The 15,892-nt window shown below is 52.2% G+C and carries 12 protein-coding genes and 1 pseudogene; 2 read left to right on the top strand and 11 right to left on the bottom strand.

What is annotated here, in order from left to right; genetic code table 11:
• Positions 1-7 precede the first annotated feature (7 nt).
• The 10 genes from JI735_RS24175 to JI735_RS24130 form a co-directional block, all read right to left on the bottom strand.
• The gene (locus JI735_RS24175) at positions 8-1,402 is read right to left on the bottom strand and encodes a sensor histidine kinase (RefSeq protein WP_039835652.1); all 1,395 of its coding nucleotides are present in this window, start codon (positions 1,400-1,402) and stop codon (positions 8-10) included.
• Positions 1,399-2,103 carry a response regulator transcription factor gene (locus JI735_RS24170; protein ID WP_039835653.1) on the bottom strand — a complete coding sequence of 235 codons (705 nt, stop codon included), beginning with the start codon at positions 2,101-2,103 and terminating at the stop codon, positions 1,399-1,401. Before JI735_RS24170 ends, JI735_RS24175 begins: the two co-directional genes overlap by 4 nt.
• A 3-nt stretch (positions 2,104-2,106) precedes the next feature.
• On the bottom strand, positions 2,107-5,037 hold the full coding sequence (locus JI735_RS24165; RefSeq protein ID WP_039835654.1) for an insulinase family protein: 2,931 nt from the start codon (positions 5,035-5,037) through the stop codon (positions 2,107-2,109).
• 16 nt (positions 5,038-5,053) lie between these two features.
• Entirely contained in the window at positions 5,054-6,316 is a 1,263-nt protein-coding gene (locus JI735_RS24160) for a cell wall-binding repeat-containing protein (protein ID WP_202676515.1), read from the bottom strand.
• 288 nt (positions 6,317-6,604) lie between these two features.
• On the bottom strand, positions 6,605-7,945 hold the full coding sequence (locus JI735_RS24155; RefSeq protein WP_411830137.1) for a glycoside hydrolase family 64 protein: 1,341 nt from the start codon (positions 7,943-7,945) through the stop codon (positions 6,605-6,607).
• A 260-nt stretch (positions 7,946-8,205) separates the two neighbouring features.
• Entirely contained in the window at positions 8,206-8,718 is a 513-nt protein-coding gene (gene msrA / locus JI735_RS24150) for a peptide-methionine (S)-S-oxide reductase MsrA (RefSeq protein ID WP_039835662.1), read from the bottom strand.
• A gap of 79 nt (positions 8,719-8,797) precedes the next feature.
• Positions 8,798-9,802: a Gfo/Idh/MocA family protein gene (locus JI735_RS24145; RefSeq protein WP_039835663.1), complete on the bottom strand. Its 1,005-nt coding sequence runs from the start codon at positions 9,800-9,802 to the stop codon at positions 8,798-8,800.
• Between the two features lie 37 nt (positions 9,803-9,839).
• Positions 9,840-10,928, bottom strand: coding sequence for a Gfo/Idh/MocA family protein (locus JI735_RS24140; protein WP_039835664.1), 1,089 nt, complete (start codon positions 10,926-10,928; stop codon positions 9,840-9,842).
• 23 nt (positions 10,929-10,951) lie between these two features.
• Complete coding sequence (locus JI735_RS24135; protein ID WP_039835665.1) at positions 10,952-11,716, bottom strand: sugar phosphate isomerase/epimerase family protein; 765 nt, start codon at positions 11,714-11,716, stop codon at positions 10,952-10,954.
• 34 nt (positions 11,717-11,750) lie between these two features.
• Positions 11,751-12,914 carry a Gfo/Idh/MocA family protein gene (locus JI735_RS24130; RefSeq protein ID WP_039835666.1) on the bottom strand — a complete coding sequence of 388 codons (1,164 nt, stop codon included), beginning with the start codon at positions 12,912-12,914 and terminating at the stop codon, positions 11,751-11,753.
• Between the two features lie 160 nt (positions 12,915-13,074).
• Here JI735_RS24130 and JI735_RS24125 point away from each other — a divergent pair, with 160 nt between their 5' ends.
• Entirely contained in the window at positions 13,075-13,899 is an 825-nt protein-coding gene (locus tag JI735_RS24125; RefSeq protein WP_039835667.1) for a helix-turn-helix domain-containing protein, read from the top strand.
• Between the two features lie 93 nt (positions 13,900-13,992).
• A pseudogene (locus tag JI735_RS24120) lies at positions 13,993-14,846 on the top strand (SDR family oxidoreductase).
• Here JI735_RS24120 and JI735_RS24115 read toward each other — a convergent pair.
• Positions 14,824-15,879, bottom strand: coding sequence for a sensor histidine kinase (locus JI735_RS24115; protein ID WP_233476037.1), 1,056 nt, complete (start codon positions 15,877-15,879; stop codon positions 14,824-14,826). The pseudogene JI735_RS24120 and the gene JI735_RS24115 overlap by 23 nt on opposite strands.
• Positions 15,880-15,892: the final 13 nt, after the last annotated feature.

Raw genomic sequence — 15,892 nt, 5'->3', positions numbered from 1 at the left:
TGCCTCTTCAAGGATGAAGTTGCTTGTTGAACTTGACCTCGCAGCGGGTTCCCGCCCCAGCCTCGCTGGTGATGCGGATCGAACCGTCCAGAAGCCCGACCAGCTTGTGAACGATAGAAAGGCCGAGGCCGGTGCCTCCATATTGACGCGAGCGCGACTTCTCCACCCGGTAAAAACGGTCAAATATATAAGGAAGCTCTGCTTCCGGGATACCTATCCCGGTGTCTTCTACAATAAAAACTGCGGCATCTGATAAGTAATTCAATTGGACGTTAATCTCTCCTTCATCAGTATACCGCACAGCATTTTCCAGCAGATTCATCACGATTTGCTCCATGCGTTTGCTGTCCCCAAGTAATAAAGAAGCCTGTCCGTTATGCGCCACCGCAAGCTTGAGGCCTTTTTCCCTGGCGGTTAATTCAAGCTTGCGGGTGGCTTGATCCACAATTAGCTTCAGGTCCACCTCTTCCAGATTCAGCGGAATTTTACCCTCCTCCATCTTGGCGAGCTCGAACAAATCGTCCACCAGGTGCTGAATGCGGTGCGCTTCCTGGCCGATGATGTCCAGATAGAGCTGTTTTTCTTCTTCTGTCTCGTACAGCCCGTCTTTCACTACCTTAGTGTATCCTTGCAAATAGGTGATTGGCGTCCGCAGCTCATGCGAGATATTCGCCAGGAACTCCTGCCTGGTATCTCTGTAGCGCTGCAGATCAACCGCCAGATCGTTAATGGCTGCTGCCAGGTACCCGATTTCATCATTGCTGCGGATCGTCAGCCTGGTCTCCAGCTCACCTGCCGCAATGCCGCGGGTTGCCTTCTGCATCTGCACCAGCGGGCGCGACAGCACTCTGGCAATAATCCAGGTAATGCCCAGGGCCAACACAAAAGCCGCTATTCCTGAGAGCAGCAGAATATTCCGCACCGAAGCCAGTGACTGCTCCATGCTTTGTGTGGATGACATGACATAGAGCGCAGAATTCACCCTGCTGCCAGCCTTGATAGGTTGTCCGGTTACGAAATACCTGTGTCCTGCGGGGTCCTTGTACAACAAACTCACGCGGGCTCCCGAGAGTATCCGGTCCAGATCAGCCCAGTGAATAAACGAACGGTCCGCTGAATTATGCACGCCTGAATGAAAGGTCACACTCCTGTCACGGGATATGTTAAAAATACTCACATTGGAAAATTCAGCAAAAGTCCGCATCATTTGTTCGCTGGTGGTATCCTGGGATTCGGCCATGACTGTAAAATGCGAAGCCAGTTCCTCTGTCTCCGTCTGCATTTCTTTGTAATAAAAGCTGCTGAACATCCGGTCGATGGCCACACCCAGAAACAGCAAAACAATCAGGAACACCGACATGATCACAAGTCCGAGCTTAAAGCCGATGATGTTATTTTTCATTCGCTTGTGCCGGGAACCTGAAATTTATAACCCAGCCCCCATACTGTTTGTATCGGATTATACGGCAGACCGGCTTTTTGCAGCTTCTCGCGGATGTTCTTGATATGCGTGTCGATCACGCGCGTTTCTCCGCCATAATCATTGCCCCATAGACGTTCAACCAGCTCGTCCCTGGTGAACACCCGCTGGCTGCTCCGCGCCAGCATGGCCAGGAGATCAAATTCCTTCAAGGTAAAATCAACACGCTTCCCTTCAATATGCACCTCGCGGGCATCCGGCAGGATTCGCAATCCCAGATAATTCAGCTGCTTCTCCTGCTGTTCCACTGTCCGGGCCATTGATGAGCGCCGCAGCAAAGAATGAATCCGGGCCAGCAATTCTTCCGGCTCAAAGGGTTTGGTCAGATAGTCATCTGCGCCAATCCCCAGCCCAAGCACCTTGTCCTTCGTTTCAGTACGTGCGGTAAGCATCAGAATGGGAATCTGCGTTTGCTCCCTCACGGCGCGGCAGACCTGCCAGCCATCCGTATCCGGCATCATGACATCCAACAGGAGCAGGTCGAATTCCTGCTTCCCGATCATACGAAGAGCCTCTTGCCCGGTAGCTGCCTCTTGGGTGGCAAAGCCTTCCTTCTGCAAATAAATGCGCAGCAAATTCCGCATGTTCCATTCGTCGTCAATAATTAAAATTTGTGTTTTCATCTGTTATTTCACCAGTTCCTCCAGGCTGCCAAATATTGCTTGTGCCGATTTCATCTTGGATTCATTGCCAACCACACAGAAGAAATTCTGTTCCGCCACCGCCTTAAGCAGTCCGGCATAATGCCTGATATCTTCGGGTGTTGCCGAGAAGATTTCATTCCGCTCCTGCTGCAGCTCTTCTACGGTAATCTGTTCAAAATAATGCCGGTCCGCCCGCCGCCGGAGTGCGCTGGGACTGAGCGGCTGTTCAAACATCGCCAGCGTGCCGATGATCGCTTGGGTCATCTCTTCCTCATCCGCTTCAAAGCACGCAGCAAAACGGCAGGCCTGATCGTAGACTTCCAGTGTCTCCTGCAGATTCGGGTCCCGATAGGAAGTGAACAAAAGCACCCCGTCTCTGCGCAGGAGCAGATTCCCGCCATACGCCCCGCCTTTTACCCGCACCGTGTTCCAGAGGTAATTCAGGCTGAGGATTTTTTTGAGCACCTGCATCTGGCCTGAATAGACAAAACCAAGTTTGGTGAAGTCGTACCCCTTAACCACATACTGCACCTGGCTTGCGGACATGAACCCTTCGTTACTTCCGAGATTTTGCGCCTTAAGCTTAGGTTGCGGCTCCACCGGCCGGTCTTGGATGTCCAGTTGTGCCAAATGTGCAGTGAACTCTGCATGGATATCTGAAGTCCCCGTCACAGAAAGCGTTAAATTCCGCTTATTGAATAAGGCTGTACAGATCCCCTTTAGGATTTCAGAGAGCTGTTCGACCTTAAGGTCTATACCGTCTGCAAGCTCCCGGATAAAACGGTAATAGGCCACGCCCCCGAGCTGTTCCTCATATGCCCCCATGTCGGAGAAATAGGACAGCAAACGGCTGGCTGCGATTTCATTGCCTTTCTGGTTCAGGACCGATTCCATATGCGAGGCTTCCCGGCGGACGATTTCCTGCAGCTTGGTGAAGTTATCCAGATTGCTGCCGTAGAGCAGCTCATGAAGCAGCGTCAGGGATTCGCCGATGCTCCCTTTCATGACTTTTATGCGTGCGCTGAATTTGGGCTGATAGCCTGTTCGCGAATTTTCACCCGCTCCAAACACCTCATTCTGAAAACGAATCCCCCCGGTTTTGATCCCGATTTCACCCGTGAGTTCTTCAATACTGTAAGCGGCGGTCTCCAATTGGCCGAGCGCTCTCGCCAGCAGCACAAGATAAGGAATCTGTTCCGCCGCAAGAACTCCCGTGTCCCAAAATAGCTTGATATAGGCAATTTTGTTCGTGGGAATCTCATGGTGAATCAGCTTTATCCCTTCCAGCGTGTACTCCTGTGTAGGAACTTGAGGAGGGACGCTGCGGTTAATGTCCTGAAGAGACAGCTTCGGGAGCTTGCGCAGATCCACGGCCGTGTCCGGGCGGCTCTGCCGGTCCAGCAGATTCTGTGTACGCTGAACAAGCTGCCCACGCTGTTCCGGGGACAGGGATGCCTTATATTCGGCAAGCTGCCGGCGGATGGACGTTTCCTTGTCGGCTGCCAGAGTAGCAGAAGGTTGGAGTATTACTACACTGCAGTGGTCACTGTTCAGCAAATAGGTTTCGATCAGCCGCTCAAAATAACGGTCTGCACATTGTTCCCGGATGGAAGCAAACACGGCTTCATACTCCAAATGGGTTGCTGGTGAGCCATCGTACAGCCAGGACTTCATAACCTCAATATTATAGGTCAGCCCTTTCGGGTATTGGATAAAGTCTGCTTCACGCAGTTCAAATTCTTTGCTGTTGACCGCAGCCAGTACCAGCTTCTCATCTAAACCTTCCGCAGCTAGGCGGCTTAACGTAGCTCGGACCAGGTCCAGGAAATCATCCTTGGAGGAAGGATTGGAATGGGTCAATGTAATGCCCAGCATCGGCTGGACCATACTGTCGGAATAAAAAGCAAAAACGTCTTTGCCCAGACCGCTTTCGAGCAGTGCCCGTTTTAACGGAGCCGCATTGCTGTCCATCAGCATGTTTTTCAGAATAGCAAAGGCGAGATTCAGTTCCCGGTCCAAGGACGTTCCGATCACATAGTTCATGCTCAGATAGGTCTTGTCAGCAGCGGTTTCGGTTTCCAGAATGGGGTATTCCGCCGTAAGCTCCGTCATTCCGGCCGGCTGCTGAAGAGGAATGGCGGTATCGAAATCATCGCGGTTGTACGATTTTAGATATTCCTGATGGATGAACTCCAGCCGCTCTTCGATATTAACGTCTCCATACAGATAAAAATAGCTGTTGGACGGGTGGTAATATTGGCTGTGCGCAGCAAGGAACTGCCTGTAGGTCAATGCAGGAATATCTTGCGGATCTCCGCCCGAGGAATACCGGTAAACCGTGTCCGGGTACAGGGACTTTTTGATCCGGTCAATCAGTACCGTAACCGGCGAGGAATAGGAGCCTTTCATCTCGTTGTATACCACGCCTTTGTAGATCAGTTCATCCTCCGCACGGTGCAGTTCGTAATGCCAGCCCTCCTGTTCAAAAATCTCCTGCTGCCTGTAGATATTCGGCTTAAACACACTGTCCAGATAGACCTCCATCAGGTTGGAGAAATCCTGGTGGTTCCGGCTTGCCACCGGATACATGGTCTTATCGGCAAACGTAAATGCGTTGAGAAACGTCTTCATCGAGCCTTTAAGCAGCTCTACAAACGGCTCCTTTACCGGATATTTATCCGAACCGCACAGCACCGAATGCTCCAGAATATGAAAGACTCCCGTGCTGTCACCGGGCGGAGTCCGGAAGCTTATGCTGAACACCTTGTTGTCATCTTGATTCTGTACAAAAAGCAGCCTCGCGCCGCTTGGCTGATGCTCCATTGTGAATACGGTGGATTCAATTTCCCGGATATATTCCTCATGTACAACTTGAAATCCAGAATAGATCCGGCCTGTTTTTAAGCTGCTCATAGTTCTCTCTCCTCTATTAGGGCTGACCTGACTCCATGAGCTTATCATATTCCGGGTTGCCTGTACCATCACCGGATTGACCTGTATTAATGCCCCGAATGCGGATTCCCGCCGGAGGCGGGGAAATCTCCAGCATATCATCGATTTCACTTTGCGCACCTTTAGTAAGTGTACCGGTGTCACCGGTCAGCCAGGCGTGGTTGTACGGGCCCTCCGCAGGAGAGTCCTTGAATTTAGGTTGAAGCTCCATCGTGTAATTCATTAATGAATCCGGCAGGCCGTCTTTTCCGGTGAATACCAAGGGAGCATGTTTGCCCAGGTGTGAGAACGGTGCAGCAGCAATAGCCAGCATCGTTGAATCTGGGGTCAGCAGCGACAGGTTATGTCCTGGAGTTGTGATGCCCCAGCCGAAACCGTTGCTCTCATCTTTGAACCTGGCAAAAGCGATAGCGTTGGCATAGGGATCATCACCGGAAATACGGGTTACCGATCCGTATTCCTTAAGTTGTGCTTCAACGTCTGCGGAGACCGCAGACGTGGGACCGAGAATGTAGATGGCTGCACTGCCGTTGCGGGCTTTAAGTGCCTCAGCCGTAGCCGCCGGAATTTCATCCTTACTCACATAGAGCAGGGGTTCCGGCATATGTGCGATCCAATTGACCGCCGGCAGTGTATATTCTGGACTGTCCATGGAGCCGATTATGACACTTTGCGGTAAGTTGCCGGACACTTTTGCATAATAATCATCAATCGACTTCGCTATCTCCGCCGGGCCGCTCCCTTCAATCTTGTCTATCTTCAAGCCAAGTTCCTTCAATTGTTCCTCCACGCCCGCAGCCACCGGTCCGGCCAGAACCGCCTGAATTCCTTTGTTGCTCTCCGCTCCCGACGGCTTCAGCCGTTTCAGCTCCGTCAGGGTAGCATCGGGTATACCATCTTTAGTGAAGAAAAGCACCGGACCATTGCTTGGATGATGAATTAAGTCCGTACTTGCCGCAGCAATCTGCCAGCTGCTGACATCGGTCAGGACTACACTGGCAGGCCGGCTGCTCTTCGTTTCTGCCGTCCACAGCGTTTGTGACACAAGTACCGCTGCTTGGACAGGGTCTGAGGTGTTGATGCGGGTTGTATTTTTGGTAGCGAGCCAAGGTGCGGGGACTGTTGCCGGCGATCCGTTGTCCGGCTGCGCAGAAGTTGAATTATTTCCTGCCGAACAGCCTGCCAGCACCGCTCCCAGCAATACAGTAGTCAAGGCAGTGGCCCATATGTTTTTGTTCATCGTGTATCCCTCCATTTTACTGCTCACGCGATTTTAAATAGAAGTGTACCCGATAAATATGAAGAAAATATGTAGAATTGCAATAATTAAAGAATAACTATTACCTGAAAGTCATTCATGAATCCTGAAGGCTGTGCTGCAAGCCGGTCAAGAAAAGCAGATTTTGAGGTAATTGTGATAAAGATGACAAGTGTAGCCCCGGCAGGCTAGACCCTGCCGGGGCTGTTAATGTCAAAAGTGAACCTGACTCAGCTTGCCAAAGTGCGCGCTCTGTACGGAATACGCTTTTTACCAGGCGACACGGATAATCAGTCCTTTGGGATCGCCTACCTCCAGGTAGGCAGCTTGGCCGTTGACATCATCATACGGGAAGCCGTAGGCCAGGCCGTTAATGCTATGGTCATGCCAGAACTTCGCATAATAGTTGGCCGGAGCGGCTTTGTAATAGTTGGCGACATTATTCCAGTTGCTGGTTGTATAGACATGGCGGTTGATCGCAGCAGCCGTTGCGGCATCGGTCAGCGCTCCGTCGCAGCGGAGAATATCCTGGGTGTTGTAGCTGGAATAACCGGCGAAATAGTTGGCATTGGCTCCGCCAGCAGCAAAAGATCCATGTATCGGTGCCACAATCCGGTAGGGTGCCTGATCCGTAGCTAACGATTTGAAGGCGGACGGCACTTCGTTCTGATATTTTGTAAATAATCCGGCACGGGTTTCCGATTCAAATTCGCCTACCGTCTGGTCAAAAGACCCCGACATGTTCACCAGCCGGTGCTGGATCGGGAAGCCGAAGCCGTCAACGCGGGTAGTATTCCCATGGTAACCGGCGTCATCGACTGTAAATTCCACAAAATCAAAGTAGATATTGCGGTTCGGATCAGTCGGATTATCGACATTCGGTCCGGCGAAGCCGTCGTTATAAGTCTTGATGTACAGTGGTGTGCCTACACTGAGGAACATTCGTCCAGAGGTGATTTTGGGCAGGTTGACCCAGGAAGCTTCGCTGACCTTGTGATAAATGTTCGCATAATTCACGCCATTTTTGGTCAGATGTCCGGAAGCGTCGTTCAGAGCCGTGGAGATTGGTACAAGATTCCCGTTCAGATCCAGATAACTCCATTGTTTGTTGGCCGGATTAATCCCCAGAACCCCCCAGTAGATCTGGCTGTCGGGATATGCCCCGCCTGTCCCGTTCATTACTTTTACGGAGATGGAACCGTTTGGCGCAACAGGAATGGATGAGGCTGGAACAGAATAGATCGAACCGGAGGGATTCGAAGGCGGTGTGGTCGGTGTTGGCCCTGCATTGTAAGTGAACCAGCCCGTGTCATACGCAGGTGTTCCATTATTGTAGGTGAAGAAATAGGTGAGGGCCGTGCCGCTGGCAACACCCGTCACCGCTTGTTCATAACGGGCTTTACTGCTGTTGTACGCCATGCGGAGATTCAACTGTGTACCATTGTTAACCTTGTAATGCACATCCACCCAACTTGTGTTCACGGTGGATTTGAACCAGATTGTTGCCGTGGTACCCGACAAATCGACACCTTGCGTGTAGTCGGCGGCCTCAGCCCTGGAGCCGAACAGCGGGAAGCAGGAGATCAGCAGCAGGAGCGCGAGCACAGACATTAGCCATCTTTTTCTCATCGCAATCTACCTCCAATAAATGGTTTAGGTTCAATCACGCACCATAAATGTATGCGTTTTCAACTATGATTATAGTATTCCTTCTGCCCTTTTAGTAGGATCAGAATTTCGGTTTTTGTCCCCATATTTTGGGTGAAACGATTTGATGAAGAGGATTACCGCCACTTTTGCTGCAAAAAAGAAAAAAGCCTTAATTCTCCAGAGTCCAGGAGTGTTAAGGCTTTTATATCGTAGTTTTACTTTTACCAATGCTCCGCAATAAAGGTGTCGCGTCCGGATTGCTCGCGGTCCTCTTTATAGTGCTTCGGATTCTTTTTGTGATAGTCCTGATGATATTCCTCCGCCCGGTAAAAGCGCGGCGCCGGCAGAATTTCCGTCACCACCGGACCCTCAAATCTCCCGCTGGCCGCAACCTGATCGCGGGAAGCCAAGGCGGCCAGGCGCTGCTCTTCATTATAGTAGAATACCGCTGTACGGTATTGGGCGCCTCTATCCTGAAACTGTCCGCCGTCATCCGTCGGATCGATTTGCGGCCAGAACAGCTCCAGCAGCCTGGAGTATGGGAACAAGGCCGGATCATAAGTGATCTGCACCACCTCATAATGACCTGTCGTTCCGGTTTTGACCTGCTCATAGGTGGGGTTCTCTACCGTACCCCCGGCGTAGCCGGAGACAATCCCTTGAATTCCAGGCAGCTCCTCAAAAGGTGTCACCATGCACCAGAAGCAGCCTCCGGCAAACATTGCCTGTTCCATAACCTGTATCCCTCTCCCTGCCTATCATCTGCCAAACTAGAAACGTATGTTATGAAGATAAGGCTAAATGTGCCTAAAGTCAATTTGAGGGATTCTCTGCAGATGAATAGATGCCGGCAATAACCTCCAGCGCCTTGATCCCCTCGCCCGCGTCAATCCAGAATTTCCGCCCTTCTCTGACGTGCTTGTAAAAGTCCTGGATTAACCGCTGATGGCTGGTTCCCCAGTAGGACTTGCCTTCGACCGCCGTGGATACGGGCTCAGACAGCAGTGTTTCATGGCCGTCTTTCCAGAGATACAGGCAGTCCCGGCGCAGAAGCAGCGTGCCTTGCTCAAAGACAAGCTCCATTTCTACCGGAGAATTCACGGAATAAGCATTCGTACCGTAGAAGAGTCCCCGGACATTATTCTTGAAAATAATGCAGGCATGTGCCGTATCCTCCACTTCGATGACTTCATTCAGCACATCGGTGGTCACACTTCCGGTGACGGAGGCAATCTCGCCCCCGAACCATTGCAGCAGATCAAGGGTATGGATCGTCTGATTAATCAGCACTCCGCCGCCTTCGGTAGCCCATTTGCCCCGCCAGCCGCTCTCCGTATAATAGTCTTCGCTCCGGTACCAGGTTACAATCCCCTTCATGCAGATGAGCCGGCCCAGATTCCCGGAATCAATGGTCTCTTTGATCCGGATGGAAGGGTTATTATAGCGGTTTTGAAAGACAATGCCAAGCTGTCCCTGGCTGGCCGCCGCCGCTTCCTGGATACGCCGGGCAGAGGGAACATCCAGCGCGATGGGCTTCTCTGTTAAAACATGATGGCCTGCCTCAAGAAACTCCGCTGCCATCGGTGCATGCAGATGATGCGGCGTGCATAAATGGACAATGCCGATATCCGTTCTCCCCAGAAGCTGCTTATAGTCTGTTAACGCCTCACAGCCGTAATTCTTGGCTGCTTCAGCTGCCTTTGCAGGATCTGTGTCGGCAACGGCCACCAGCCGGGCGCCTTCCATGGATTGAATCGCCTTGGCGTGCAAGGGAGCAATTGCCCCGCACCCGATGATGGCTGCTCCTATTGTACTCATCCAATTCACCTTCCGCTTTGGTCTGTCTTCTGACCGGCTATCTGAGTATATCCGGGGTGAGGTTCAACGCCTGGGATTGCGCCGTAAGACACAGCTCCGCAGCTTTGAACACATGGGCCTGGGTCATCGCCAGCTCAGTGCGCTCCAAGCAGTCCAGAATCAGCTCTCCGAAGAAAGGAAAACCTACCTTCCCGGCCACCTGCTCATAATGCTCGCCTTGCCCATCCACCCAAAATACATGATCCGGTGTGTTCGACCGGGCAATATCGCTGTATTTGCGCAGCTCCATGTACCCTTCGGTTCCCATGATAATGGTCCGGCCATCTCCCCATGTGCCCAGCCCCGCCGGGGTGAACCAGTCCACGCGGAAATATTGGGTCGTCCCATTGTCGCCTACCAAGGTCGCATCGCCGAAATCCTCCAGCTCCGGGTAGGCCGCGTTATTATAGTTGGCAACCTTGCTGTGCAGCACTTTAGCATCCCGGCAGTTCCCATAGTAGAGAAACTGCTCAATCTGGTGGCTGCCGATATCACAGAGTATGCCGCCGTACTTCTCGCGCTGGAAAAACCATTCAGGACGGCTGGGCGCATTTAGCCGGTGCGGTCCCATCCCGATCAGCTGCAGCACCCGGCCGATAGCTCCCTGACGGATCAACTGCCCGGCGTAGACCGCACTTTCCACATGCAGCCGTTCGCTGAAGTAGCACATATATTTGCGTTTGGTCTTCTCTGACTGCAACCATGCCGCTTCAAGCTGCTCCATCGCGGTAAACGGGGCTTTATCCGTAAAATAATCCTTCCCGTGGGCCATTACACGCAAGCCCAGCGGCCCCCGCTCGGAAGGCACCGCCGCTGCCGCCACCAGGCGGACCTCCGGGTCTTCCAGCACTTCTTCTGCGGATCTTGCCACCTGGACCTCCGGATAAGCGGCGATAAAGGCTTTGACCTTTTCGGGGTCAGGATCATATACCCATTTCAGTTGGGCTCCGGCTTCCACCAGCCCGTTGCACATGCCATAGATGTGACCATGGTCCAGCGCGATTGCTGCGATTACGAATTCACCCGGCCCAACCACCGGTTTGGCCTCATGCTTGGGCGCATAATTCATTCCGTCTTTGCGGCTCATCCTTTTTCCTCCCCAGTGTTCAGTTATAGCAGTGTGTGCAGATAGTCCAGGCTGATCTTCAGGCTCTCGAACGGATCGCGGCGGCAGACATCCTGCTCAACGACAAACCACTCTACTCCGGTCTCACGGCAGGCCTCAATAATCGCCGGGTAATTCATATTTCCTTGGCCGATCTCGGCAAATTCCGCTTTCCTTGCAACTACCGCCATATCCTTCAGATGCACAACCCGCATTCTGTCCTTGACCCTGTGAATCCAATCTACCGGACTTCCCCCGCCGGCCTGAACCCAGTAAAGATCCAGCTCGAAATCGAACGCCGCCGGGTCCGCTTCCTGAAGCAGCACTTCAAGTCCGGTAACACCGTCCAGACGCTCGAACTCAAAATCGTGATTATGATAAACGAACTGCAGCCCGTGCTTCTGCTTCAGAACAAGAGCGATTTCGGAGACCTTCTTGGCAAAAGTGCGGTAGCCCTCCTGACTGGTCTGATACTCGCCCGGCAGCGCTCCAAGTCCGACATATTTACAGTTCCAGAGCTTATGTTCAGCGGCCAGTGCGTCAAGATCATTCACCAGCCTGTCCCAGGGGACATGTGTCGCACAGATAACAAGCCCGGCTTCATCCGCGTATTGCTTCACCAGCTGCGGATCAATCGGGCCAATACCCGAAACCTGCACAGCCTGATAGCCGATGTCCTTCACTTTAAGGAAGCTCTCCCGCAGCCCTTCCGGGGTCTGGGTGAATTCCCGCAGGGTATACATTTGCGCAGCAATCGTTGACGTCTTCATAGGTTATTTCACTCCCTGATCAGCTTCTAAATTCTTAATGTGTTCCGGTTACATTCAGTGTTTTTTGCGCAGTTGTATCCTTCTGGAAGGTGGAATTTTGCACTTTTTCCATCAGCTTCTCATGGAACAGATCACTGTCAATCGGCAGGTCCACCCAGTTGTCTGTCCATGCGGACAGATACATGGCGTTCGAAAGCGTCAGACCATGGATGCCTTCTTCCCCCGGCGCCAGCAGGGGTTCATCGTGCAGAATAGCGTTCGTGAAGTTGCGCAGGATGCCTCTATGCTGCTCGCCATCCCCTTTTGTCACCGGAATCTCGCATTTCCAGCATTCAGGTGCTCCGAAGCCGCCCTTATATTCAGCATTGAAAACCGGCTCCGGTGTGCGCAGCCGCCAGAAGGTCAGGGCGCCGTCCTCAACGACGATTTTTCCGTTATCGCCGGTAATTTCAAAGCGGTTCGTTCCCGGAGCTTCACCGGTCGTCGTAATGAACAAGCCGGTGGCTCCGTTCGGATACTCGGCATAAGCGGTTACATCATCTTCGACCTCAATATTCCGGTATTTGCCAAAGTAGCAAAATGCCCGGATGCGCTTCGGCATCATCCCTGTGGTCCACTGCCAGAGATCCAGCTGATGCGGGTCCTGATTCAGCAGCACCCCGCCGCCTTCTCCGGCCCAGGTAGCACGCCAGCCGCCGGAATCATAATAATTCTGCGATCTGTACCAGTTAGTGATAATCCAATTCGTGCGGCGGATTTCGCCAAGCTCGCCGGCCTGAATCAGCTCCCGCAGCTTTTGGTAAAGCGGATTCGTCCGCTGGTTGTACATAATGCCGAATTTGCGGTCCGACTTTGCAGCAGCCTCGTTCATTTCCTGGACGGCTTTGGTGTACACCCCGGCAGGCTTTTCAATCAGGACATGAAGCCCATAGCCCAGCGCCTCAATCGCCAGCGGCGGGTGGTCATAATGGGGAGTTGAGATTAATACAGCATCAATCGTCCCGGATTGAAACATCTCTGCTGCTGTACTGAAATGCTTTACCTTCTCCGGCAATTGTTCCGATGCCCATTCCAGGCGCTCAGGACTGATATCGCATACCGCAGCCAGCTCGGCCCCCTTCACATCCTCCAGCAGACTCAGGGCATGGGCACGGCCCATATTCCCGATGCCAATAATTCCATAACGTACCTTTGCCATCTCCAGGATCACTTCCTAAATTCAGTTTATGATATGAGGATAACCTTATTTTTTGGGTGTGAACATGACTGGAATTAAGGACTATTTGTATATAATTAAGATGTATTAGTTAAATGAAAGCGGTATAATAGAATGAATCCCTTTTCAAAGGAGTTGTACTATGGATCACTTCAATACGCCGGGGCGGCTGCTGCAGAATTTGAATGTTACCGTAACTTATGCCCAGCTCAGCACGAAGTATCCCGGCTGGAACCGCACGAACGAGACGCCTTCCTTCAACCGGCTTTATTTTATTGACCGCGGAGAAGGGAAAGTGATCATTAATGGGGTGGCCTATTATCCCAGGCCGGGGCAATTAATGATTATGCCTGCCGGCTCCACACAGACAACGGAAACGTCGCCCGATAATCCTTATGCCCGCTACTTTTGCCATTTCGATGCCCATATTGGCGAGTGGCCGCTGTTTCATTCTGCGAACAAGCTGTATATCAGCGATGCGGCCGACCCGGATGCGGTCCGGGCGGTTTTTACCGGGATGATCTCACTGTTTCAGGATGACAGCTTCCTGTCCAAGATCCGTCTACAGGCGGGCCTGCTCACTCTTCTGGCCTTGTGCCTGGAGGCTGGCGGCTACTCTGATTTCATAGATGAACTGCTCCATTCCAGTGATCAGGGCAAGCTTGCCCATGTGCTTGAATATATTGACCAGCGGCTGATGCGGCCGCTTGAGGTCGAGGAGCTGGCGGAGCTGGTGCATCTGCATCCGAACTATTTCATCCCGTATTTCAAAAAATTCATAGGGGTAACCCCTATGCATTATGTACAGCTCAAACGGATGGAGCTCGCCAAAAAACAGCTGTCCTATACCAGCTTCAGCATCTCCGATATTGCCGAGCAGGTGGGCTTGGAACTGGCGCATTTTTCGAAAACTTTCAAAAAAACAACCGGAGTCTCCCCCTCGGCTTACCGGAGCAGCACGCGATAAACTCAAATGGGACACTAAGCAATGCTACAATAAACTACAAGCCATACTGGGAAGCGCTATAGCGCAGGACCCTATAGAAAGGAAGTGCCTTTCATGGCCAAGTTAGCCTTACAGCCTGCACTTGCAGGCAAAGTTGCTGTCATTACCGGAGGAGCAGGTGTCTTAGGCGCCGTTATGGCCCATGAACTGGGCCGCCAGGGAGCGAAGGTCTCCATTCTGAACCGGACCGCGGAAAAAGGAGACTCCCTTGCTGCCGGGATTAACGCAGCCGGAGGCCAGGCCGTTTCTGTGGCCTGCGATGTTACAGAAGACAGCAGTGTGCACCGTGCCGCTGCTGAAGTCCTGAACCACTGGGGACCTTGTGATCTGTTAATCAACGGGGCCGGGGGCAACCAGCCGTCAGCGGTCACAACGAAAGAAATCTTCACGGAAGGCGATCTGGAGAATCCGGAGATCACCTCCTTTTCGATCTTTCTGCCGCCGGCTTCCGGCAGGTCATGGACCTCAACCTGATTGGCACGCTTATTCCAACGCAAATTTTTGCCAGGCAGATGCTCGGACGCCCGGGAGCTTCGGTGATTAATATCTCTTCCATGAGCGCCGCCGCGCCGATGACCAAAGTCCCTGCCTACAGCGCTGCGAAAGCGGGCGTTAACAACTTCACGCAGTGGCTGGCTGTCCATCTGGCCGAAGCCGGCATCCGGGTCAATGCCATTGCGCCGGGCTTTTTTCTCACGAAGCAGAATGAAAAGCTGCTCCTCCGGGAAGACGGGGAGCTAACCGAACGTTCGCACAAGATTATTTCCCAGACCCCGATGCGCCGCTTCGGCAAGCCGGAAGAGCTGCTGGGTACCCTGCTCTGGCTGGCGGACGAAAGCATGTCCGGTTTTGTAACAGGGATTACAGTGCCGGTAGACGGCGGATTTATGGCATATTCGGGGGTATAGCTCCCTGGAGAAGGGCTAGCTGAAAGGTGAAATGTCCGCCGGAGTGTTCACATTCCAGCTCTCCATGGTGAAGATTGGCAATGCTTCGGGCAATGGAGAGTCCAAGCCCGGCACCGGCCGGAATGTGATCAAGGCTCTGTGAATGGCCTGCTTTATAAAAACGCTCAAAAAGTTGTCTCTGCTGTTCTTCTGTAATCGGATCGCCGTCATTTTCAACACAGATCAGTGCGGTATCCTTTTGAAGCCGGAGTGACACTTGAATGACTCCGGGCTTCAGCGAGAACTTGAGTGCATTAATCAGCAGATTATCTATTGCTCTTTTAATCATATCCGGATCAATCTCGGTAAGGAGGGGAGTTGTTGGGAGGTTTGCTTCCAGGTGTACCTGGTTTTCTTTGGCTATGGGTTCCATTTCAACGAGCAGCTGTCTCAGCATCTCCCCCAAATCAACGGTTGTGGTCTGAAGCTGCAGCTCATGTGCGGTCAGTCTTGTATATTCAAATAAATCATCAATCAGCAGCTTGATTTGCAGCGCTTTATTATAGGTATTGCCGATAAAACGGTCATGCTCATCCTGATCCAGGTAGGCTTTGCCTTTCAGTAAATCAAGATAGCCGATGATGCTGGTCAGAGGCGTTCTCAGATCGTGGGAGACTCCGGTTATTAATTCCAGCTTCGCCTGCTCTAACTGCCGTTCACGGTTAATCTGCGTCTCCAGCTTCTCTGCCATACTGTTAATGTTGCTTGCAATGCCGCCCAGTTCATCTTTTCTAAGCTCCATAATCCGATAGTTTAGGTTGCCCTGCGCAATAATCTCCAGCCCGGCGGTCAACTTGAACACATAACGGATGATATTCCGTGTCAGCAGAAAAAAGACGCAAAACGACGGTATGGCAAACGACAGAATTACGATAACTAAATCCAGGAAATAAATGGTGGTTCGCGGAACAATAGCAGACACCCCTATTCCAAAGACGATACTGATATAAATGAATAGGATCAGCCGTATGCGCATATTATGTGTGCCGGACATGCGTACTTGCCTT

The organism is Paenibacillus sonchi (assembly GCF_016772475.1).
Lineage (GTDB): Bacteria > Bacillota > Bacilli > Paenibacillales > Paenibacillaceae > Paenibacillus_AQ > Paenibacillus_AQ sonchi.
This window is presented reverse-complemented; position numbering and strand designations above follow the sequence as displayed.

What these genes read in the sequence shown, in the direction of transcription:
- JI735_RS24175 (WP_039835652.1), bottom strand. Translation starts at nt 1,402, where the DNA reads ATGAAAAATAACATCATCGGCTTTAAGCTCGGACTTGTGATCATGTCG.
- JI735_RS24170 (WP_039835653.1), bottom strand. Translation starts at nt 2,103, where the DNA reads ATGAAAACACAAATTTTAATTATTGACGACGAATGGAACATGCGGAAT.
- JI735_RS24165 (WP_039835654.1), bottom strand. Translation starts at nt 5,037, where the DNA reads ATGAGCAGCTTAAAAACAGGCCGGATCTATTCTGGATTTCAAGTTGTA.
- JI735_RS24160 (WP_202676515.1), bottom strand. Translation starts at nt 6,316, where the DNA reads ATGAACAAAAACATATGGGCCACTGCCTTGACTACTGTATTGCTGGGA.
- JI735_RS24155 (WP_411830137.1), bottom strand. Translation starts at nt 7,945, where the DNA reads ATGTCTGTGCTCGCGCTCCTGCTGCTGATCTCCTGCTTCCCGCTGTTC.
- msrA (WP_039835662.1), bottom strand. Translation starts at nt 8,718, where the DNA reads ATGGAACAGGCAATGTTTGCCGGAGGCTGCTTCTGGTGCATGGTGACA.
- JI735_RS24145 (WP_039835663.1), bottom strand. Translation starts at nt 9,802, where the DNA reads ATGAGTACAATAGGAGCAGCCATCATCGGGTGCGGGGCAATTGCTCCC.
- JI735_RS24140 (WP_039835664.1), bottom strand. Translation starts at nt 10,928, where the DNA reads ATGAGCCGCAAAGACGGAATGAATTATGCGCCCAAGCATGAGGCCAAA.
- JI735_RS24135 (WP_039835665.1), bottom strand. Translation starts at nt 11,716, where the DNA reads ATGAAGACGTCAACGATTGCTGCGCAAATGTATACCCTGCGGGAATTC.
- JI735_RS24130 (WP_039835666.1), bottom strand. Translation starts at nt 12,914, where the DNA reads ATGGCAAAGGTACGTTATGGAATTATTGGCATCGGGAATATGGGCCGT.
- JI735_RS24125 (WP_039835667.1), top strand. Translation starts at nt 13,075, where the DNA reads ATGGATCACTTCAATACGCCGGGGCGGCTGCTGCAGAATTTGAATGTT.
- JI735_RS24115 (WP_233476037.1), bottom strand. Translation starts at nt 15,879, where the DNA reads ATGTCCGGCACACATAATATGCGCATACGGCTGATCCTATTCATTTAT.